Below are 20,152 nucleotides of genomic sequence, written 5' to 3' on the forward strand. Positions count from 1 at the left end.
CGACAGATGTTCTACGATGCCAGCAAGCGCGACCATGGACTGCCGCAGGATCCGCTGAAGGCGCTGATCGTGCCGCGGCCGATCGGCTGGATCTCGACGGTCGACGGGCAGGGCCGCGTGAACCTCGCGCCCTACAGCTTCTACAACGGCGTCGGTGAGTTCCCGCCCATGGTCTACTTCGCCATCACCGGCACCTACGGCGACACACCGACCAAGCACAGCCGCATGAACGCCGAGGAGACCGGCGAGTTCGTGGTCAACATGGTGACCGCGGAGATGAGCGAGAAGATGAACATCACCACCGCGATGGTGGCCTACGGCATCGACGAGATGAAGCTCGCGGGTCTCACACCCGAACCCTGCCGCTTCGTGAAGCCGCCGCGGGTGAGGGAATCGCCGGTTGCGCTCGAGTGCAAGTACTGGAAGACGATCGAACTGCCGGAAGAGCCGGGCTTCGAGGCCAAGCGCGGCTCGATCGTGCTGGGCCAGGTGGTCGGTATCCACATCGACGACTCGCTGCTCAAGGACGGCCGAGTCGACATCATGTCGATGAAGCCGGTCGCGCGGCTGGGCTACAGCGAATACACGACGACCGAGAACGTCTGGAAGATGCGGCGTCCGGACGATCCCCGGTATCAGTGAGTTAAACTGTCGTCCTGAGCGCAGCGAAGGACCTAACGGAACGACCAGCAGACTCCTGAGCGGGCGTGAGATCCTTCGCTGCGCTCAGGATGACAAGATAGTCGCTTAGTGACCCGCCACGACCGGCGCCACTGAGCGCGCCATTGCCAGCACGCGCTTGTCGGCCATGGTCTCGCCCATCAGCATGAACCCGACGGGCAGCTCGCCTTGAGCGTGGCACGGCAGGCTGATGCCGCAGCGGTCTAAAAAGTTGCCGACCGTGGTGTTGCGCAGCAGCAGCAGGTTCTTCTTGGTGAAGCCTTCGGGCGTCGACACTTCCTCGAGCGTCGGCGCGACGATGGCGCAGGTCGGCATGATCACAGCGTCGTAGTTCGAGGTGATCGCGGAGACGCGGCGGCAGAGGTCGGCGCGCTTGGCCAGCAGCTCGATGTAATCGGCGGCCGTCATGTCCTTGCCGCGCATGATGCGCGGATGGACGAACGGGTCGTAGTCGGTGCCGCGGCGGGCGATCAGCTCCTTGTGCCAGGCATAGGCTTCGGACGCGGCGAACCCGCCCTTGGCATTGATCGCCGGCAGCTCGTTCAGCTCGGCGAGGTCGATCTGCTCGATCTTCACACCTTTGGCCGCCAGCGCCTTGCAGGCGCGCTCGAAGGCCTTGGCGACGGTCGGGTCGAGTTCATCCATCACGAAGTGCTTGGGGATGGCGAAACGAAGTCCGGCGAGCGGCGCTGCGTCGGGCACCGAGATCGGTTCGGCCGCGAAGACGGCGTCGACGATGGCGCAATCCTCGACCGAGTTGGCGAGCGGCCCGATCGAATCGAGCGAGGTCGAGAGCGGGATCACGCCGTCGATCGGCACGCGGCGCGCCGTCGGCTTGAAGCCTACGAGGCCGCAGACGGCGGCGGGGATTCGCACCGAGCCACCGGTATCGGTGCCCAGCGCCGCGACGGCCATGCGATCGGCCACCGAGACGGCCGCACCGGCGGAGGAGCCGCCCGGCACGCGCGTGCGGTCGGCCGGATTGCCCGGCGTGCCGTAGTGCGGGTTGAAGCCGACGCCCGAGAAGGCGAACTCGCTCATGTTGGTGCTGCCGACGATCACCGCACCGGCGGCACGCAGGCGCGCCACCACGGGCGCGTCCTCGGTGGCCGGCTTGGCATTGTCGAGCGCCTTCGAGCCTGACAGCGTCGTCTCGCCCGCGACGTCGCAGAGGTTCTTGATCGAGACCGGAATGCCGGCGAGCGGCGAGGGCACGAGGCCCGCCTTGCGCAGACCGTCGCTCGCGTCGGCGGCGGCCATCGCCTGGTCCTTCCAGATCTTCACGAAGGCGCGGCTGCCTTCGCCCTTGGGATCCGCGATGCGCGCCAGCGCCTCTTCGGTGAGCTTGCGCGAGGTGGTGCGGCCGGCGGCCAGGTCCGCGGCGAGCTGGGTGATCGTCGGGTTGGCCATCGTGTTCCTTACTTGCCGCGGTTCTTGACGAGATCGTCGACCACCATCGGGTCGGCGAGGGTGGACGTGTCGCCCAGGTTGCTGAAATCGTTCTCGGCGATCTTGCGCAGGATGCGGCGCATGATCTTGCCCGAGCGCGTCTTGGGCAGGCCGGGCGCCCACTGGATGACGTCGGGCGTGGCGATCGGGCCGATCTCCTTGCGCACCCAGGCGACCAGCTCCTTGCGCAGCTCCTCGGAGGGATGCTGGCCGGCCTTCAGGGTGACGTAGGCGTAGATGCCCTGGCCCTTGATGTCGTGCGGGAAGCCAACCACGGCGGCCTCGGCCACCTTGGTGTTGGCGACCAGCGCGCTCTCGACCTCGGCGGTGCCGATACGATGGCCCGAGACGTTGATCACGTCGTCGACGCGACCGGTGATCCAGTAGTAGCCGTCCTCGTCGCGCCGCGCGCCGTCGCCGGTAAAGTACTTGCCGGGATAGGTCTTGAAGTAGGTTTCTATGAAGCGCTGGTGGTCTCCGTAGACCGTGCGCATCTGGCCGGGCCAGGAATTGATCAGGCAGAGATTGCCGGTGCAGGCGCCTTCAAGCTCCTTGCCCTCGGCATCGACCATCACCGGCTGCACGCCGAAGAAAGGCTTGGTCGCGGAACCGGGCTTCAATGCCGTCGCGCCGGGGAGCGGCGTGATCAGGATGCCGCCGGTCTCGGTCTGCCACCAGGTGTCGACGATCGGGCAGCGGCTGTCGCCGACCACGCGGTGGTACCACAGCCACGCTTCGGGATTGATCGGTTCGCCGACCGAACCCAGCAGGCGCAGGCTCTTGCGGCTCGTCTTCTTCACCGGTGCCTCGCCCTCGCGCATCAGCGCGCGGATCGCGGTCGGCGCGGTGTAGAAGATGTTCACCTGGTGCTTGTCGATCACCTGCCAGAAGCGGCTGGAATCGGGATAGTTGGGCACGCCCTCGAACATCAGGGTCGTGGCGCCGTTGGCGAGCGGTCCATAGAGGATGTAGCTGTGGCCGGTCACCCAGCCCACGTCGGCGGTGCACCAATAGACGTCGCCATCGTGATAATCGAACACGTACTGGTGGGTCATCGACGCGAAGACGATGTAGCCGCCGGTCGTGTGCAGCACGCCCTTCGGCTTGCCGGTCGAGCCCGACGTATAGAGGATGAACAGCGGATCCTCGGCGCCCATCGGCTCGGGCGCGCAGTCGGCCGGCACCTTGGCGGCGATCTCGTGCCACCACACGTCGCGGTCGGCTTCCCAGGCGACCTTGCCGCCGGTGTGCTTGACCACCAGCACCTTCTTCACGCCCGGCGCCTTCTTCAGCGCCTCGTCGCAATTGGCCTTGAGCGGCACGTGCTTGCCCGCGCGCAGGCCCTCGTCGGCGGTGATCACGACGTTGCTGTCGCAGTCGACCAGGCGGTTGGCGAGGCTGTCGGGCGAGAAGCCGCCGAACACGACGGAATGGATGGCGCCGATGCGGGTGCAGGCCAGCATCGCGTAGGCGGCCTCGGGGATCATCGGCAGGTAGATGGTGACCCTGTCGCCCTTCTTGACGCCGAGTTCCTTCAGCGCGTTCGCCATGCGGCAGACTTCGCCGTGCAGCTCGCGATAGGTGATCTTCTTCGACTTCGCGGGATCGTCGCCTTCCCAGATGATGGCGGTCTGGTCGGCGCGCTTGGCGAGGTGACGGTCGACGCAGTTGGCCGAGACGTTCAGCACGCCGTCGTAAAACCAGCGGATGTGGACGTCGCCGGTGTAATCGACGTCGCGCACGGCTCCAGGGCTGTAGGGCTTGATCCAGTCGATCCGCTTGCCGTGCTCGCCCCAGAACGTGGCGGGATCGTTGACCGAGGCCTCGTACATCGACTTGTACTTGGCATCGTCGACATAGGCGCGCTTGGCCCACTCGGCGCTGACGGCGATCACCTCATCGGCCATGGCTTTCCTCCGGCTAGGGGCTTTATGCCCTGAATTACCTGCGTTTTAGCGTGCACCCGGCGGGCTCGGCAATTCGACTTTGGGCGTCACTCGTCGATCCAGGTCGTGAAATCCCGGATCGGTGCGCGCTCGGTGATCAGGCTGTTGGGAATCACATCGGGATCGGCATGGCCCAGCGCCAGGCCGCAGATCACCGTCTGGTCGTCGGGGATCTTGAGCTCGCGGCGCACGACGTGCTGGTAGCGGCTGAAGGCGGCCTGCGGGCAGGTGTGCAGGTCCTTCTCGCGCGCCAGCAGCATCAGCTGATCGAGGAAGATGCCGCAGTCGATCCACTGGCCGTTGCCCATGCGCTTCTCGACGCAGAGGATCATGCCGACCGGCGCGTCGAAGAACTCGTAGTTCTTGCGGAACTGCTTCAGCATGCCGGCCGCGTCGCCGCGCGGCACGCCGAGCAGCGTGTAGAGCTGCTTGCCGACCAGCTTGCGGCGCGCATCGTAGACCGGCGTCATTTCCTGCGGATAGACGTTGTACTCCGCGCCCGGGCCGTTATCGCCGACGTCCATCGCCGACAGGATCGCCGCGGACAGCCGCTTCCGCGCCGCGCCCGTGGTCACATAGAGCTTCCAGGGCTGCAGGTTGCCGTTCGAGGCCGAGCGGTTGGCGTTCTCGATGATCCATTCGATGTCGGCCTTGGCCACCGGATCGGCCTTGAAGACGCGCATGGAGCGGCGGGAATTGACGGCTTCTGACACGCGCATGGACGCTAGCTCCGGGTGAGATGACGACGCAGGAAGTCGAACAGCGTGCGCCGCGCGGCGGCATTCTGCTGCTCGGTGAAATAGTGGGTGGCGCCGGGGATCACGACGGCCTCGGCGTCCTTGCCATGATTGCGCAGCGCCTCGGCCATGGCGAGCGACTGCTCGACCGGTACGTTCTCGTCGCGATCGCCGTGCAGAAGCAGGACCGGCGCGTCGATCTGCGCGACCCGCAGGATCGGCGAGCGCACCGGCAGGCCCTCGGGCCCGCAGAGATCGTCGAGATAGTCGCGCATGTAGGGATTGGCTTCGCGCCAGCGCGCCAGGTCCGTGGGCGCGAAGAACGAGGCGACGGCGCGTATCGGCGGCTTATGCGCGGCGGCCAGCAACGCCACCTGTCCGCCCATCGAGGCGCCGACCAGCGCGATGCGGTCGCGGTCGACCAGCGGCCGCTTGGCCAGCCAGTCGATGGCGGCCAGCACGTCGAGCGGCTGGCGCAGCCCCTGGTCGTTTTCGCCCTCCGAGCCCAGCCAGCCGCGCAGCGACAGAGCGAGCGCCGCGTAGCCGTTGGCCGCGGCGGCGCGCGCCAGCCCCACCATGTTGTGGGCGTGGCCGGCGAAGCCGTGCAGCAGGATCAGCGCCGGATAGGGCGGCTGACCGGCCACCGGCTTGAAGAAGTAGCCGCCCAGGCTGACGCCGTGGCCGGGCACGCGCACCTGTTCGGCGTCGCGCACGTCGGGCAGGTCGTCCCAACGGTGCATCACCTCGATGGGCACGCCGTCGGGATCGCGGAAGCCGACCGAGTAGTAGCCGGGGGCGAGATAGTCGAGTTCCTGCGGCGGCTGGATGATCTCGGCACCGGCATCGCGCAGTTCGGCGAACACCTGGTCGACCTGGCCGCGGCTCTCGGCCGAGACGGCGAGCCACAGCGCGCCCGGCCCGTAGGAGATGCCGTGCTTGGCCTGGCGCATCACGAAATGATCGTAGCCGCGCGACCACATCACCCGGTCGGGGCTGGCCCAGACGCGATGGAAGCCCAGCATCGGCAGCCACACGCGATGGAAGGCGACGGAGCGTGCGAGGTCGCTCACCTCGATGGCCGCGCCGGCGAAGGAAGGACGCGGACGCATCAGGAGGGCTCGAGGCCCAGCGCCAGCAGCTCGTCGCGCCTGAGATGCTGCTCGCCCTCGAGGAAGAACTCGTCGAGCTGCGGCGGCTTCACCCTCGTGCCGGCCAGCATCGCATGGGCCTGGCCGCGATGGTGCGTCTGGTGCTGGAAGAGATGCTCCAGGATGGAGATCACGCTGGACGGCGGCGGCGTGCGATTGGGCCGCGGCAGGACGAGCCCCTCGGCGAGACTCTGTTCAGTCTGGCGCTCGCAGAAGGCGAGCAGCCGCCGGTCGCTGGCGATCTGCGGTTCGTAGAGCGAGGCGGCGTCGGGAAAGTCGGGGATCGGCGCGTAATAGCGGTCGAGCACCGTCGGATCGCGGTGCAGCGCGTCGATGTAATAGAGATCGACCCAGAGGATGTGATTGAGCGTGGCGCGCAGCGACGGGAAGAAGCTGGTGCGCGGCGCGGCGAACTCTTCCGGCGTCAGCCCCTTGCAGGCGGTGAGCAGCCGGTGGTTCGCCCAGATGTTGTTGCGGGCCATGGCGACGGCATGGCCTGGAAGCCCCGTCGCCATGGATCCCGTGTCCGCCGGCGTCAGGCCGCGTGGGCCAGGTTGCGCAGCACGTAGTGCAGCACGCCACCGTTCTTGAAGTAGCCGACCTCTTCCGCGGTATCGATGCGGCAGGTCAGCATGATCGTCTCCGACGCGCCGTCGGGGCGATGGATGGTCAGCGGCACGTCCATGCCGGGCTTCAGCTCGCCGTCGATGCCGCCCACGTCGTAGGTCTCGCGGCCGGTGAGGTTCAGCGTCTTGCGCGTCATGCCGTCCTTGAACTGCAGCGGCAGCACGCCCATGCCGACCAGGTTCGAGCGATGGATGCGCTCGAAGGTCTCGCAGACCACCGCCTTCACGCCCAGCAGGTTGACGCCCTTGGCCGCCCAGTCGCGCGAGGAGCCGGTGCCGTATTCCTTGCCGGCGATCAGCACCTGCGGCGTATGCTCCTTCTTGTAGCGCATCGCCACGTCGTAGATCGGCTCGGGCTGGTCGGTCGTGAAGTGGTGCGTGTAGCCGCCCTCGATGCCCGGGACCATCTCGTTCTTGAGGCGGATGTTGGCGAAGGTGCCGCGCATCATCACCTCGTGATTGCCGCGGCGCGTGCCGTACTGGTTGAAGTCCTTGGCCTCGACGCCTTCCTCCATCAGGTACTTGCCGGCGGGGCTGTCCTTCTTGATCGAGCCGGCGGGCGAGATGTGGTCGGTGGTGATCGAATCGCCGAACTGGCCGAGCGGACGGGCGCCCGTGATGTTGCTGAGCGCCGACGGCGTCTTGCCCATGCCCTCGAAGTAGGGCGGGTTGCGCACGTAGGTCGACTTGTCGTCCCAGGCGTAGGTCAGGCTGGGCTTGGTCTTGATGCCGCGCCAGAACTTGTCGCCCTCGAAGACATTGGCGTAGCGCTTCTTGAAGGCCTTGGCCGTGACGAACTTGTCGACGGTCTTGGCGACTTCCATGTTCGACGGCCAGAGGTCCTTCAGGTAGACGGGCTTGCCGCCCTTGCCGACGCCGATCGGATCCTTGGTGATGTCGATCTTCATCGAGCCGGCCAGCGCGTAGATCACGACCAGCATCGGCGAGGCGAGGTAGTTGGCGCGGGTCAGCGGATTGACGCGGCCCTCGAAGTTGCGGTTGCCCGAGAGCACCGAGCTCACGACCAGGTCGCCGTCGCCGATCGCCTTGGTGACGGGATCGGGCAGCGGGCCGGAGTTGCCGATGCAGCTGGTGCAGCCATAGCCGACCAGGTTGAAGCCGATCTTGTTCAGGTCCTTCTGCAGGCCCGAGGCCTCGAAGTATTCGGTCACGACCTGCGAGCCCGGGGCCAGCGAGGTCTTCACCCACGGCTTGACCTTGAGGCCGAGCTTCACCGCGTTGCGCGCGATCAGGCCGGCGCCCAGCATGACGTAGGGGTTCGAGGTGTTGGTGCAGGAGGTGATGGCCGCGATCACCACGTCGCCGTGGCCGAGGTCGTAGTCGGTGCCCTCGCAGGGGATGCGCTTGCCGTCATCCTTGCGGTCGAATTCCTTCTCCATGTTCGCGACGAACTGGTGGGCGGCTTCCGCGAGCGGCACGCGGTCCTGCGGGCGCTTGGGGCCGGCGAGGCTCGGCACGACGTCGCCCAGGTCGAGCGACAGCGTGTCGGTGAAGACCGGCTCGGGCGACTTCTTGGAGCGCCACAGGCCCTGCTTCTTGGCATAGGCCTCGACCAGCTTGGCGGCCGTGCCGCGGTTGGTCGTCTTGAGGTAGCCCAGCGTGATCTCGTCGACCGGGAAGAAGCCGCAGGTCGCGCCGTATTCCGGCGCCATGTTGGCGATGGTCGCGCGGTTGGCCAGCGGCATCTCGTCGAGGCCCTCGCCGTAGAACTCGACGAACTTGTTCACCACGCCCTTCTTGCGCAGCATCTGGGTGACGGTAAGCACCAGGTCGGTCGCGGTCGCGCCTTCAGGCAGCTTGCCGGTGAGCTTGAAGCCCACGACGTCGGGGATGACCATCGGCTGCGGCTGGCCGAGCATCGCGGCCTCGGCCTCGATGCCGCCGACGCCCCAGCCCAGCACCGCGAGGCCGTTGACCATCGTGGTGTGCGAATCGGTGCCGACCAGCGTGTCGGGATAGGCGATCGTCTCCTTGCCTTCCTTCTTGGTCCACACGACCTGCGCCAGGTACTCGAGGTTGACCTGGTGGCAGATGCCGGTGCCCGGCGGCACGACGCGGAAATTGTCGAACGCCATCGCGCCCCAGCGCAGGAACTGGTAGCGCTCGAGGTTACGCTCGTACTCGAGCTTCACGTTGGCGCCGAAGGCGCTCGAATTGCCGAAATTGTCGACGATCACCGAATGGTCGATCACGAGGTCGACGGGGACCAGCGGGTTGATCTTCTTGGCGTCGCCGCCCAGCTTGCCCATGGCGTCGCGCATGGCGGCGAGGTCGACCACGGCGGGGACGCCGGTGAAGTCCTGCATCAGCACGCGGGCGGGACGGAAGTTGATTTCCTTGGCGGAGCGGCCGCCGTTCTGCAGCCATTCGGCGAAGGCCGCGATGTCGGTCTTCTTGACGGTCGTGCCGTCCTCGTGGCGCAGCAGGTTTTCCATCAGGACGCGGAGCGAGAAGGGCAGGCGGGAGAGGTCACCGACCTCCTTCTCGACGGCCTTCAGGCTGAAATATGTATAGCTCCGGGTGCCGACCTTCAGTGTCTTTCGGGCCTTGAAGCTATTGGGATGGGCGGCGGCCATATCTTTACTCCTGGAAGGTCGGTTCTCTGAAGATGTGGGGCAAAATAAGGGCATGTACCCCCACAGGCAATCGGCGGATGCGGCTTTGCGACCGTTGTGTCAGATTGGACGCATGCCGCGTCAACTAGTTTACGCATTTGGGATTTTTGCAGCGATTTTCGCCCTGTCGGGCGAAGCGTCGGCGCAGCGCAATGCGGCCGAATCCTGGGACCCCAGTGCGCGTGGCTTCTCGTCCGGCGGATCGTCGGCGCCGTCGGTGCCCGGCGCGACGGGCGGAGGCGGCGGCGCGACCCTCGAATCGCTGAACAAGATCCTCTCCGCCTCGCAGCTCTCGGCCTTCGACCGGTCGATCTATCTCAGCATCCGTGCATTCCAGTTGAGCCGGCTGGGCCGCGAGGCCGACAGCCAGAAGGACATTGCCGAGATGGGCAAGGTCCTGCCGGGCGACTGGCAGGTCGTGCTGTCGAGCACGATGCCGGGCCTGGCGGGCGGCGGCGACCGGGCAGCGGCCCTGCGCACCCTGGACAGTGCGCTGCAGCGCAAGCCGGGCGATCCGTCGCTGACGGTCGCGCAGGCCCAGGTCTACATGCAGATCGCCGACTTCCAGCGCGCCGTGGGCCTGCTCGACGTCGCCCTGGCCGCGGCCCAGACGCCGGGTGAACGGCGTTCGGCGCTGTTCTACCGCGGCCATGCGAATTTCAATCTCGGCAACTATGCGCAGGCGGCCGACGATTTCGATGCCTCGCTGGAAGGCCGGCCCAATTTCAAGGCCAGGCAGGCGCCGCTGCTGTGGCGCTACGTGGCGCAGGTCCGGGCCAAGCGCGATGCCCGTGCGGCCCTGACGCGCGACGTCGGGGCGGAGAGCCTCAACGAATGGCCGGGTCCGATCCTGCGGTTCCTGATGGGCAAGGGCACGGCCGGCGAGCTCGAGGTCGCCGCCGAATCCGACGACGCCGCCAAGCGCAGCAACGGCAAGTGCCCGGCGGCCTTCTTCATCGGCATGGACGCCGTCCGCCGCGGCGACAAGCAGCGCGCCCGCGAACAGTTCCAACTCGCCCAGGCCCGCTGCCCGACCGTATCGGAACTCAACTGGGCCGCCTCCAGCGAGCTGAAGCGGCTTTAACCTTCAACCCAGCAGCGCCAGCGGCGACACGAAGCGGGTGATCTCGGCCAGGACCTGGGCCGGCTGCTGCAGGTGCGGGCTGTGGCCGCAATCAGGTATCAATCGCGTCTCGCAATAGCCCTCGACCTTGCCGGCGATGATGCCGAGCTGCAGCTCGCTGCCGTATTCATCGTCCTCGCCCTGGATCGCCTGCACCGGCACGACCACGCCCGGCAGCCGGCCATTGGCGTCCATCGGCTCGAAGCCCGGTGCGACCCAGGCATCGGCCCAGAGATGGAAGGCGCCGTCGACATCGTCGTGATATTTCGCGAGCCTCTGGCGCAGGTCGCCGGAGGCGAAGGCCGTGCGGGCGCCGGCGATCGCCGCGACGCAGATCGGCTCGTTGATCGCATGCGCGGCCAGGGTCACCACGGCGCGCACCGCCTCGGGGTCGGAAGCGGCGTAGTTCAGCGCGATCGTGCCGCCGTCGCTGTGGCCCACCAGCACGCAATCCTCGATGCCGAGCGCTGCCAGCAGGCGCGGCAGGACGAGGTCGGCCTCGATCTCCATGTAGCGGACGCCGGGATCGGACGGCCAGGCGCTCGACCGTCCGTAGCCGGTGCGGTCGTAGACGATGCCGGCGCAGCGCGTGGCGTCGCAGAGCTTCTGGGGGAAGTCGCGCCACATCTCGATGCAGCCCAGCCCCTCATGCAGGAAGACCAGCACCGTGCGGTCGAGCCCGTCGTCCTGCGTGGGCGTGAGGCGGCGCACGCGCAGACGGCGGTCGCCGAGATCGATGAAGTCGTCCGTCGAGGGCATCGCCCCTTTTCGGGGGGGCTCAGGCCGTGGTCAAGGCGGCGTCATGTGGCAAGGGAGCCGTGGCCCGGCGGCGGGAGAAGACGGCGATCGCGGCCGGCAGCACCGTGAGGAACAGGAAGGGCGCCAGCAGGGTGCCGCCCACGACGACGATGGCGAGCGGCCGCTGAACCTGGCTGCCGATCGCGGTCGAGAAGGCGGCAGGAAGAAGTCCGACGGCGGCGGCGACGCAGGTCATCAGGACGGGGCGCATCTGCTGCTCGCAGGTTTCGCGCAGCGCCTGCTCGCGTTCGACGCCCGCGGCGATCAGACGGTTGAAGCAGCTCACCAGCATGATGCCGTTCATGGCGGCGATGCCGAACAGGGCCACGAAGCCGATGGCGGCCGAGATGCTGAACGACATGTCGGCGCCCCACAAAGCGATGATCCCGCCCGACAACGCGAGCGGCATGGCGGCGCCAGCCAGCAGGGTGTCGGTCAGCGAGCCGAAGCTCACATAGAGCAGCAGCAGGATCAGGCCGATGGCGATCGGCACGGCGATGGCCAGGCGCGCGATGGCGCTCTCGAAGTTCACGAAGTCGCCGGCCCAGTCGAGCCGGTAGCCGCTGGGTAGCGGCACCTGTTCGGCCACCTTCTGCTGCGCCTCCAGCACCGCGCCGCCGAGATCGCGGCCGCGCACGCTGAACTTCACCGGGATGTAGCGCTCCTGCTGCTCGCGGTAGATGTAGAAGGCGCCGGTGGCGAGCTTCACGGTCGCGACTTCGCCCAGCGGCACCTGCACGACGCTGCCGCTGGGGCCGACCGTGCCGATGGCGATGCGGCGGATCGCATCCATGTCCTGGCGATAGCGCGGCGCCAGCCTGACCAGCAGCGGGAAGTGGCGGTCGCTGCCTTCCTCGTAGAGATCGCCCGCCGCCTGGCCGCCGACCGCCGCCTGGATGGTGGCATTGATGTCGCCCGGCGACAGGCCGTAGCGGGCGGCCTTGGCGCGGTCGATGTCGATGCGGATGGTCGGCTGCCCGAGCAACGGCGGCACCTGGATGTCGGTGATGCCGGGCACGCCTTCCAGCACGCGGCGGATGTCGACGGCGATCTTGCGCAAGGTCGTGAGGTCGGGGCCGGAGATCTTGATGGCGTTCTCGGCGTCGATGCCGGAGGCCGCCTCCTGCACATTGTCCTGGATGTATTGCGAGAAGGCGAAGGTGACGCCCGGGAACGCCTTGCGCAGCGCGTCGCTCATCTCGGTGATGAGGTCGGGTTTCTCCAGCCCCTTGCGCCACTTGTTGGCGGGCTTCAGCGGCACGAAGAACTCGGCGTTGGAGAAGCCGTCGGGGTCGGTGCCGTCGTCGGGCCTTCCGTGCTGGGAGATCACCGTTTCGACCTCGGGGAAGCTCTTCACCAGCTTGCGCATGCGGTTCACGTAGCTGTTGCCCTCGTCGAGCGAGACCGAGGGCGGCAGCGCCGCGCGCATCCAGATATTGCCTTCCTCGAGCTTCGGGAGAAACTCGAGCCCCACCGTGCTGGCGGCGAAGCCGGCAGCCACCAGCACGCCGAGCCCGACGGCGAGCATGGCGTGACGCCAGGCCAGTGCCAGGGCATAGGCCCGGCGATAGAGACTACGCAGCGAGCGGACCAGGAAGGTCTCGGTTTCGGAGACTTTCTCCGGCAGCAGAAGGGCGGCGAGCGCCGGCGACACGGTGAAGGTGGCGATCAGGCCACCGGCCAGCGCATAGGCGTAGGTCTGCGCCATCGGCCCGAAGATGCGGCCCTCGACGCCCGACAGCGTGAACAGCGGCAGGAAGCCCGCGATGATGATGGTGGCGGAGAAGAAGATCGCCTTGGTGACCTCGCCCGAGGCCTCGTAGATCGTGAACAGCTTGCCGGTGAGGCCCTCCGGCTCCTGCCGCACGGAACGCGAGGTGCCGCCGTGACCGGCCTCGGCCAGATGGCGGAAGATGTTCTCGACCATGATGACGGTGGCATCGACGATGATGCCGAAGTCGATCGCGCCCATCGACAGCAGGTTCGCCGACTCGCCGTTCATCACGATGATGACGACGGCGAACAGCAGCGCGAAGGGAATGGTGGCGGACACGATCAGCGCCGAGCGCAGGTCGCCCAGGAACAGCCATTGGATCAGGAAGATGAGGCCGACGCCCATGATCATGTTGTGCAGCACGGTGTGGGTCGTCACCTCGACCAGGACGCTGCGGTCGTAGATGCGCTCGATGCGCACGCCGGGCGGCAGCAGGCTCGACGCGTTGATGCGCTCGACCTCGCGCTCGACGGCGCGCAGGGTCGGCATGGTTTCCGCCCCGCGCCGCATCAGCACGATGCCCTCGACCACATCGTCGTCGTCGTCGTGGCCGGCAACGCCCAGCCGCGGCTCGTTGCCCACGCTGACGTCGGCGATATCGGACACCAGGATGGGCGAGCCGTCGCGTGCCAGCAGCATCGTGCCGCGGATGTCTTCCATCGAGCGGATCTGGCCGACGGCGCGCACGACCGCCGATTGCGGCCCGAGATTGACGGTGTTGGCGCCGACATTGACGTTGGCACCGTTCAGCCCGTCGATCACCTGCTTCAAGGTGAGCCCGTGCGCCTGCAGCCGGGCGAGGTCGACGGTGATGTCGAAGGTCTTGCTCTTGCCGCCCCAGGTCGTGACGTCGATCACGCCGGGCACCGCCTTCAGCCGGCGCAGCAGGATCCAGTCCTGGATGGTCTTCAGGTCCATGACGCTGAAGCCCTTCGGGCCGGTCACGCGATAGCGGAAGATCTCGCCGATCGGGCTGGTCGGCGAGATGATGGGCTGCGCGCCGTTGGGCAGCGGGCCGAGCTGGGCCAGCCGGTTGGTCACGAGCTGCGCGGCCTCGCGATAGGACAGGTCGTAGGTGAACTGCACCTTCACGTCGCTGAGGCCGGTCAGGGAAATGGAGCGGATGGACTTCACATAGGGAAGTCCCGCCATCTGCACTTCCATCGGGATGGTGATGTAGCGCTCGATCTCCTCCGACGACTGGCCGGGATTCTGCGTCACGATGTCGACCAGCGGCGGCACCGGATCGGGATAGGCTTCGATATTGAGACGCTTGTAGGCGAACAGGCCGCCGCCGATCATCAGCAGGGCGAGAATCAAGACAAGGATGCGCTGACGTAGTGCAGCGCCGACGATTGCATGCATCCGCGGCCCTCATGGCAGGCCGTTGTGCGGCGGTGCCTTCGCGGTCACCTAAGACACAAGTCGCACAGGCACACTAGCGTTGCGAGTACATAGTCTCTGCAACCTGCGGTGCGAGTGCATTTCCGGGTGCCGCCAGGCGCAGTTCGCCCGAAATGCCGTGCACCTCCTCGTCGACGATATGATGCCAGCCGTCGAACGACAGGCTGCTGCGCACCGCTTGGGCCAGTGCTTCCTCCGACACCAGCAGGGCCGAGTCGTATTTCTTCGTCAGCCGCTCGATGCGCGAGCAGACGTTCACGGCATGGCCGACGACGGAGTATTCGAGGCGCTGTTCGTCGCCGATGGCGCCGATGACGACTTCGCCGTAATGGACGCCCACGCCGACGCGCACCGGTGCCTCATCGTGGCGAGCACGCTCGGTATTCCAGGCATTGATGGCCGCGACCAGCCGGAGGCCGCAGCGGATGGCGGCGGCGGCATCGTCGGGCGAGGTCCGGACGGCGCCGAAGACCGCGAGCACGCCGTCGCCGATGAACTTGTCGATGAGGCCGCCTTCCGCCTCGACGGTGCGTGAGATCAGCATGCGATACTCCTGCAGGAATCCGAACAGCGCGTCGGGCTCCATGCTCTGAACGGCCGCCGTGAAATCGCGAATGTCCATGAACAGGATGGCGGCGTTTGCCCGCCGGCCGCGGGTCGCCCGCAGCCCTTCGCGGGCCAGCCGGTCGGCAAGTTCGGAGGGGAGATAGCGCGACAGGTTGAGGTTCTGGCGTCGCTCCCGGTCGAGACTGTGCCTCAGCCGGTCGGCCAGGAGGGCGCAGGCCAGGAACACCGCGGCCGTGCCGATGCCCTCGACGCCGTAATAGGTGAAGCGGGGGCTGACGAAGGCGGGCGGCGGATTGGCGCCGATCATCCAGGCGAAGGCGATCAGCGCCGCGAGGGTGCCGATCCAGCGGCCGGCGAGCCACGCGGCGCCGAAGATGACGACGAGATAGAGGGCCGAGAGCTGCAGGTCGCCGGTGACGATGTCGGCGTAGCCGACCGCCGACGATACGACGAAGGAAACGAGCAGTACGGCCACTTTCGACGAAGTGGCCGGTTCGCGATGCTTCGTGTCGGCCATGCGCGACATGGCACCCCGATCCGCCGTGTCAGCGCTGGGTGTTCGAGGAGATGGACCAGGGAGAGGCCGGCGGCTTGCAGCGCGACCGGCCATTGCCCGGACCCGCGCCGTCTCGGTTCCACCAGCCGCCGCCCAGCGCCTGGAACAGCGCTGCGGTGTCGGTGAGACGCGCGGCCTGCGCCTGGACCCGCGTGAGCAGCGTCTGCTGGTAGGTGAGTTCGGCGATCAGCACGAAGACATAGGTCGTGTCGCCGAGCTCGAGGCGCTTGCGCGCGATGGTGAGGGCCGTGGCGGCCGCCCGCTCCGCCTCGACCGCAGACTTGAGGGTGAGCGCGTCGTATTCGAGGGCATTCAGCGTGTCGGCGACATTGCGGAAGGCGGCGAGCACGATCGACTGATATTGCGCGTCGGCCTGTTCGAGGGCGGCGACCGCCGACCGCTTCTTGGCCGCCAGCGCACCGCCGTCGATCAGCGTCTGGATGGCGCTGGCGCCGGTCGTGGCACCGGCGAGGCCCGGCATGAACAGTGTGCCGAGCGATAGCGCGCTGCTGTTGAGGCCCATGCCCAGCGTCACCTGAGGGAGCTGGTTGGCGATCGCGACGCCGACCTGGGCGCTGGCGGCGTGCAGGTTCGACTCGGCAGCGCGCACGTCGGGCCGCTGCTCGACGAGCTGCGACGGCAGGCTGAGCGGCAGTTCGTTCGGCAGCTTGAGGTCGGTGAGCTCGAAGCGCTCGGCGGCCGGATTGCTGGGCAGGTTGCCGGTCAAGGTGGCCATCAGGTTGCGCTGCTGGGCCAGGGCCTTCTTGAGCGGCGGCAAGGTCGACTCGGCCTGTGCGAGCGCCGCCTGCTGGGTGGCGACGTCAGCGCCGGGAATGGCACCGAGGCCCGATTGCTTGTTCAGGATGCCGAGCGTATCGCGCTGGACGGCGATGATGCGCTCGGTCGCCTCGACCTGGCCGCGCAGCGACGCCTCGACGATGGCGGCGGCGACGACGTTCGAGGCCAGCGAAAGATAGGTGCCCTCGAGCTGGAAGCACTGCGCCTCGGCCAGCGCTTCCAGCGATTCGATCTGCCGGCGATTGCCGCCCCAGAGATCGAGCGCATAGGTGATCTGGAGGCCGGCGACGAACAGGCCATAGATCGGCTGTTGGTCGGCCGTGGCCGATTGCAGGCTGGCGGGAGTCTGATTTTGCGTGGCGTTGAACGTGCCCTGGACGGTCGGGAACAGGGTGGCCCGCTGCGCGCGGGCGTTCTGCTGGGCCACGCGCAGCCCGGCCACGGCGGCCCTCACGTCGGGATTGGCGCGCAGCGACCTTTCGATCAGGCCGTTGAGCTGCGGCGACTGGAAGACACCCCACCATTGGCCGGGAATGTCCATGCTCTGGACGATGCGCTGCGCCTCGCCGCCGGGAATGCCGGCGGCGATCAGGTCGCTCTTCTGGTCGGGAACATAGGTCGCCGTCTTCGGCCCGTCCGGGGAGCTGAAGTCGGGGCCGACCATGCAGCCGGCGAGGGCGCCTGCCGCCAGGAGCGGGAGTGCTGTGAGAAGGGAGCGTCGCATCATGTGGCCTCCACGACAGTGTCGTGAGTCTGGATTGCTGCCTCGGGCGCGCGGCGCCGCGAGAACAGGCCGATCATGGCCGGCAGGACGGAAAGGAAGAGCACCGGTGCGAGCAGCGTGCCGCCGACCACGACGATGGCCAATGGCCGCTGCACCTGGCTGCCGATCGCGGTCGAGAAGGCGGCGGGCAGCAGGCCGACGGCGGCGGCGATGCAGGTCATCAGCACCGGCCGCATCTGCTGGTCGCAGGTCGCGTAGAGCGCTGCGGTACGCTCGAGTCCTTCGTCGATCAGCCGGTTGTAGCAGCTCAGCACCATGATGCCGTTCATGGCGGCGATGCCGAACAGGGCCACGAAGCCGATGGCCGCCGAGATGCTGAATGGCATGTCGGTGACCCAGAGGCCCAGGATGCCGCCGATCAGCGCCATCGGGATGGCACTGGCGGCCAGCAGCGTGTCGCGGAACGAGCCGAAGCTCATGTAGAGCAGCAGGCCGATCAGGCCGATGGCGATCGGCACCGCGACCGCGAGCCGCTGCAGCGCGTTCTTCAGGTTGCCGAACTCGCCCACCCATTCGATGCGGTAGCCGCCGGGGATCTTCACCTTCTCCGCGACGCGCTCCTGCGCCTCGATGATGGTGCTGCCGAGATCGCGGCCGCGGACGCTGAACTTCACGGGGACGTAGCGTTCCTGCTGCTCGCGGTAGATGTAGTAGGCGCCCGAGACCAGCTCGACATTGGCGACCTCGCTCAGCGGCACCTGGGTGATGCCGTTCGCACCCTGGACGCCGATCTGGATGCGGTGGATCGCGTCGAGGCTCTCGCGGTAGCGCGAGGCGAGGCGGACGACCATCGGGAAATGCCGGTCGCTGCCGCTTTCATAGACGTCGCCCGCGGCCTGTCCGCCGATCGCGGCCTGCACGGTGGCGTTGATGTCGCCCGGTGCCAGCCCGTAGCGGGCGGCCTTGGCGCGGTCGATGTCGATGCGGATGGTCGGTTGGCCGAGCGATGCCGAAACGGCGAGGTCGGTGACGCCGGGAACGGTGGCGAGGACCGCCTTGATCTCGTTGCCGAGCTTGGCCAGCGTCTCGAGGTCGTTGCCCGAGATCTTGACCGAGTTCTCGCCCTTCACGCCCGACGCCGCCTCCTGGACGTTGTCCTGGATGTACTGGGAGAAGGTGAATTCGACACCGGGGAAGCCCTTTTCGAGGGCGGCGTTGATCTCCGCGATCAGCGCTTCCTTGTCGATGCCCTTGCGCCAGCGGTCCATCGGCTTCAGCGGCACGAAGAACTCGGCGTTGAAGAAGCCGGTGGAATCGGTGCCGTCGTCGGGCCTGCCGTGCTGGGAGATCACGGTCTCGGCCTCGGGGAAGCTCTTGATGAGCTTGCGCATCCGGTTGGCGTAGTCGTTGCCGGCCTCGAGCGAGATCGACGCCGGCATTACCGCGCGGATCCACATATTGCCTTCCTCGAGCTTGGGCAGGAATTCGAGGCCGATCGTGCTGCCCGCGGCGCCGGCCAGCGCCAGCGCGCCGATACCGGCGGCGAAGGTGGCGCGGCGGCTGGCCAGCGCGACGTCGCGCAGCTTCTCGTAGGCGCGGCGGAAGGCGCGCACCGCACGGGTTTCGGCATGCGCCATCCTGTCGGGCAGCAGCAGGGCGGAGAGCGCCGGCGACACGGTGAAGGTGGCGATCAGGCCGCCCAGCAGCGCGTAGGCATAGGTCCGCGCCATCGGTCCGAAGATGTGTCCCTCGACGCCCGACAGCGTGAACAGCGGCAGGAAGCCCGCGATGATGATGGTGGCGGAGAAGAAGATCGCCTTGGTCACCTCGGTCGAGGCGTTGAAGATCGTCGCCAGCTTGCCGGTGAGGCCTTCCGGCGCCCGCCGCTGCGGGCCGTCCTCGCGGTCGCCTTCGGAGAGATGCCGGAAGATGTTCTCGACCATGATGACGGTGGCATCGACGATGATGCCGAAGTCGATGGCGCCCATCGACAGCAGGTTTGCCGATTCGCCGGTCACCACCAGGACGACGACGGCGAACAGGAGCGCGAAGGGGATGGTGGCGGCGACGATCAGCGCGCTGCGCAGGTCGCCGAGGAACAGCCACTGGATCAGGAAGATGAGGCAGACGCCTACGACCATGTTGTGCAGCACGGTGTGGGTCGTGACCTCGACGAGCGAACTGCGGTCGTAGATGCGCTCGATCCGCACGCCGGGCGGCAGGATGTTGCTGTTGTTGATCTTGTCGACCTCGGCCAGCACGCCGGTCAGGGTCGGCATGGTCTCGGCGCCGCGCCGCATCAGGACGATGCCCTGCACGATGTCGTCGTCGTCGTTCTGGCCGGCGATGCCGAGTCGCGGCTGGTGGCCGACCGTCACGTCGGCCACGTCGGAGACCAGCACCGGCGCGCCGTCGCGCACCGTCAGCATGGTGTTGCGGATATCGTCCATCGACCGGATCTGGCCGACGCTGCGTACGATCGCCGACTGCGACCCGATGTTCACGGTGTTGGCGCCGACATTGATGTTGGCGTTGTTCAGCCCGTCCAGCACCTGCTTCAGGGTGAGTCCGTAGGCCAGCAGCCGGTCGAGGTTCACCGTGATGTCGTAGGTCTTGGTCTTGCCGCCCCAGCCGGTGACGTCGACGACGCCGGGGATGGCCTTCAGGCGGCGCTGCAGCACCCAGTCCTGCAGGGTCTTGAGATCGGCGACGGAATAGCCCGGCGGGCCCACGATCCGGTAGCGGAAGACCTCGCCGATCGGGCTGGTGGGCGACAGGGTGGGTTGCGCGCCGTTGGGCAGGGGACCGAGCTGCGACAGGCGGTTGATCACCATCTGCGACGCCTGCTGGTAGGTCACGTCGTAGGTGAACTGCACCTTCACGTCGCTCAGGCCGAACAGCGACACGGTCCGGATGGCCTGGATGTAGGGCAGGCCCGCCATCTGGATCTCGATGGGGATCGTGATGTAGCGCTCGATCTCCTCCGACGACTGGCCGGGATTCTGGGTGATGATGTCGACCAGCGGCGGCACCGGGTCGGGATAGGCCTCGATGTTGAGGCGCGAATAGGCGAACAGCCCGGCGATGGACAGCACCACGCTCAGGATGACGACCAGGATGCGCTGCTTGAGGGCGGCGGCGACGATGGACTGCATGGGAGACGACCGTCAGTTGGGGAGGGCCGG

13 protein-coding genes are annotated in these 20,152 nt (G+C 67.4%); 2 read left to right on the forward strand and 11 right to left on the reverse strand.

The genetic code is table 11. The annotated features are described in order from the left end of the window. The first annotated feature begins 6 nt into the window (after positions 1-6). Positions 7-642 carry a flavin reductase family protein gene (locus AC1ROX_RS01285; protein WP_493121637.1) on the forward strand — a complete coding sequence of 212 codons (636 nt, stop codon included), beginning with the start codon at positions 7-9 and terminating at the stop codon, positions 640-642. 105 nt (positions 643-747) lie between these two features. Here the strand turns inward: AC1ROX_RS01285 and AC1ROX_RS01290 are convergent, their stop codons facing one another. From AC1ROX_RS01290 to acnA, 6 genes are all read right to left on the reverse strand, one after another. Then, positions 748-2,091, reverse strand: a complete 1,344-nt coding sequence (locus tag AC1ROX_RS01290) for an amidase (RefSeq protein WP_493121638.1) — start codon at positions 2,089-2,091, stop codon at positions 748-750. An 8-nt stretch (positions 2,092-2,099) separates the two neighbouring features. After that, positions 2,100-4,037 carry an acetate--CoA ligase gene (gene acs / locus AC1ROX_RS01295; protein WP_493121639.1) on the reverse strand — a complete coding sequence of 646 codons (1,938 nt, stop codon included), beginning with the start codon at positions 4,035-4,037 and terminating at the stop codon, positions 2,100-2,102. Between the two features lie 86 nt (positions 4,038-4,123). Beyond that, positions 4,124-4,795, reverse strand: coding sequence for a nitroreductase (locus tag AC1ROX_RS01300; protein ID WP_493121641.1), 672 nt, complete (start codon positions 4,793-4,795; stop codon positions 4,124-4,126). 5 nt (positions 4,796-4,800) lie between these two features. Continuing rightward, positions 4,801-5,922, reverse strand: a complete 1,122-nt coding sequence (locus AC1ROX_RS01305; RefSeq protein ID WP_493121642.1) for an alpha/beta fold hydrolase — start codon at positions 5,920-5,922, stop codon at positions 4,801-4,803. Beyond that, positions 5,922-6,476, reverse strand: a complete 555-nt coding sequence (locus AC1ROX_RS01310; RefSeq protein WP_493121643.1) for a DinB family protein — start codon at positions 6,474-6,476, stop codon at positions 5,922-5,924. Before AC1ROX_RS01310 ends, AC1ROX_RS01305 begins: the two co-directional genes overlap by 1 nt. A 20-nt stretch (positions 6,477-6,496) precedes the next feature. Then, positions 6,497-9,184, reverse strand: coding sequence for an aconitate hydratase AcnA (gene acnA / locus AC1ROX_RS01315; RefSeq protein WP_493121645.1), 2,688 nt, complete (start codon positions 9,182-9,184; stop codon positions 6,497-6,499). Positions 9,185-9,296: 112 nt separating this feature from the next. Between acnA and AC1ROX_RS01320 the strand changes: the two genes are divergently transcribed. Continuing rightward, complete coding sequence (locus AC1ROX_RS01320) at positions 9,297-10,307, forward strand: tetratricopeptide repeat protein (RefSeq protein ID WP_493121646.1); 1,011 nt, start codon at positions 9,297-9,299, stop codon at positions 10,305-10,307. 3 nt (positions 10,308-10,310) lie between these two features. Here AC1ROX_RS01320 and AC1ROX_RS01325 read toward each other — a convergent pair whose 3' ends face one another. From AC1ROX_RS01325 to AC1ROX_RS01345, 5 genes are all read right to left on the reverse strand, one after another. Beyond that, positions 10,311-11,105: an alpha/beta fold hydrolase gene (locus tag AC1ROX_RS01325; protein WP_493121648.1), complete on the reverse strand. Its 795-nt coding sequence runs from the start codon at positions 11,103-11,105 to the stop codon at positions 10,311-10,313. A 19-nt stretch (positions 11,106-11,124) separates the two neighbouring features. Then, positions 11,125-14,283 carry an efflux RND transporter permease subunit gene (locus AC1ROX_RS01330; protein ID WP_493121650.1) on the reverse strand — a complete coding sequence of 1,053 codons (3,159 nt, stop codon included), beginning with the start codon at positions 14,281-14,283 and terminating at the stop codon, positions 11,125-11,127. 73 nt (positions 14,284-14,356) lie between these two features. After that, positions 14,357-15,415 carry an adenylate/guanylate cyclase domain-containing protein gene (locus AC1ROX_RS01335; RefSeq protein WP_493121652.1) on the reverse strand — a complete coding sequence of 353 codons (1,059 nt, stop codon included), beginning with the start codon at positions 15,413-15,415 and terminating at the stop codon, positions 14,357-14,359. A 19-nt stretch (positions 15,416-15,434) separates the two neighbouring features. Then, a complete protein-coding gene (locus AC1ROX_RS01340; RefSeq protein ID WP_493121653.1) occupies positions 15,435-16,970 on the reverse strand; it encodes an efflux transporter outer membrane subunit in 1,536 nt (511 codons plus the stop codon). After that, positions 16,967-20,122 (reverse strand): efflux RND transporter permease subunit, encoded by a 3,156-nt coding sequence (locus AC1ROX_RS01345; protein WP_493121655.1) that lies wholly within the window; start codon positions 20,120-20,122, stop codon positions 16,967-16,969. Before AC1ROX_RS01345 ends, AC1ROX_RS01340 begins: the two co-directional genes overlap by 4 nt. Positions 20,123-20,152: the final 30 nt, after the last annotated feature.

The organism is Reyranella sp. GW821-FHT14A01, from assembly GCF_058803965.1.

Coding starts and splice junctions, on each gene's coding strand:
- AC1ROX_RS01325 (WP_493121648.1), bottom strand. CDS start 11,105: ATGCCCTCGACGGACGACTTCATCGATCTCGGCGACCGCCGTCTGCGC.
- acnA (WP_493121645.1), bottom strand. CDS start 9,184: ATGGCCGCCGCCCATCCCAATAGCTTCAAGGCCCGAAAGACACTGAAG.
- AC1ROX_RS01300 (WP_493121641.1), bottom strand. CDS start 4,795: ATGCGCGTGTCAGAAGCCGTCAATTCCCGCCGCTCCATGCGCGTCTTC.
- AC1ROX_RS01345 (WP_493121655.1), bottom strand. CDS start 20,122: ATGCAGTCCATCGTCGCCGCCGCCCTCAAGCAGCGCATCCTGGTCGTC.
- acs (WP_493121639.1), bottom strand. CDS start 4,037: ATGGCCGATGAGGTGATCGCCGTCAGCGCCGAGTGGGCCAAGCGCGCC.
- AC1ROX_RS01290 (WP_493121638.1), bottom strand. CDS start 2,091: ATGGCCAACCCGACGATCACCCAGCTCGCCGCGGACCTGGCCGCCGGC.
- AC1ROX_RS01285 (WP_493121637.1), top strand. CDS start 7: ATGTTCTACGATGCCAGCAAGCGCGACCATGGACTGCCGCAGGATCCG.
- AC1ROX_RS01310 (WP_493121643.1), bottom strand. CDS start 6,476: ATGGCGACGGGGCTTCCAGGCCATGCCGTCGCCATGGCCCGCAACAAC.
- AC1ROX_RS01340 (WP_493121653.1), bottom strand. CDS start 16,970: ATGATGCGACGCTCCCTTCTCACAGCACTCCCGCTCCTGGCGGCAGGC.
- AC1ROX_RS01330 (WP_493121650.1), bottom strand. CDS start 14,283: ATGCATGCAATCGTCGGCGCTGCACTACGTCAGCGCATCCTTGTCTTG.
- AC1ROX_RS01305 (WP_493121642.1), bottom strand. CDS start 5,922: ATGCGTCCGCGTCCTTCCTTCGCCGGCGCGGCCATCGAGGTGAGCGAC.
- AC1ROX_RS01320 (WP_493121646.1), top strand. CDS start 9,297: ATGCCGCGTCAACTAGTTTACGCATTTGGGATTTTTGCAGCGATTTTC.
- AC1ROX_RS01335 (WP_493121652.1), bottom strand. CDS start 15,415: ATGTCGCGCATGGCCGACACGAAGCATCGCGAACCGGCCACTTCGTCG.